This window comes from Methanolobus chelungpuianus (assembly GCF_024500045.1).
In the GTDB taxonomy this organism is placed as follows: domain Archaea; phylum Halobacteriota; class Methanosarcinia; order Methanosarcinales; family Methanosarcinaceae; genus Methanolobus; species Methanolobus chelungpuianus.
Window position 1 is genome coordinate 1 of record NZ_JTEO01000016.1, and the last position, 466, is coordinate 466.

General features: G+C 44.6%; 1 protein-coding gene. It reads left to right on the forward strand.

Going from position 1 to position 466, the window contains the following annotated elements; translation table 11 throughout:
- Positions 1–173: 173 nt before the first annotated feature.
- Positions 174–466: B12-binding domain-containing protein (locus PV02_RS12870; RefSeq protein ID WP_256623820.1), on the forward strand; the 293-nt coding region annotated here is incomplete at its 3' end.

Genomic DNA, 466 nt, shown 5'->3' on the forward strand with positions numbered 1-466 from the left:
ACTGCTGTGAAAAATTCAGGCAGAAGATCAGATGAGATCCTACCAGCAATAGTTTAGCGAACTTATGAGATGCCTGCTTTTGCAAGGCATCTCTTTTTAGGGGAAATTTATAAATATAGTGAAGTAGGTAATAGGCTGTCGTCAGCCGTAAACCCACTAATAGGAGGCATTTTATGTCAAAACAAGAAATCTTAGATAATCTTAGGGACGCAATCGTCAAGCAGAACATCAACGGTACTGTAGAGGCTACCAAGGCGGCTCTGGCTGCCGGTATACCAGCATTTGACGCCATCAACGAAGGCTTATCTGTAGGAATGAAGATAGTTGGTGACAAATTCGAGGCAGCAGAGATCTATCTCCCTCAGATCATGATGTCCGCAAAGGCTATGAACGCTGCAATGGAGATACTCACTCCGGAGCTGGCAAAAGAGAAGACCGGTGAAGGTGTGGGAACAGCTATCACTTT